This window comes from Actinotalea ferrariae CF5-4, from assembly GCF_000603945.1.
GTDB classification, from domain to species: Bacteria; Actinomycetota; Actinomycetes; order Actinomycetales; family Cellulomonadaceae; genus Actinotalea; species Actinotalea ferrariae.
On sequence record NZ_AXCW01000568.1, the window covers coordinates 1 to 263 of the forward strand.

Here is a 263-nt window from a genome sequence, read left to right on the forward strand (position 1 = left end):
CTGTATGGAAGGGCCATCGCTCAACGGATAAAAGGTACTCCGGGGATAACAGGCTGATACCGCCCAAGAGTTCATATCGACGGCGGTGTTTGGCACCTCGATGTCGGCTCATCACATCCTGGGGCTGAAGCCGGTCCCAAGGGTATGGCTGTTCGCCATTTAAAGTGGTACGCGAGCTGGGTTTAGAACGTCGTGAGACAGTTCGGTCCCTATCCGCTGCGCGCGCAGGAAACTTGAGAAGGGCTGTCCCTAGTACGAGAGGA

1 rRNA gene is annotated in these 263 nt (G+C 56.3%); it reads left to right on the forward strand.

The features are described from left to right. Positions 1 to 263, forward strand: a 23S ribosomal RNA gene (locus N866_RS19335); the annotation flags it as partial.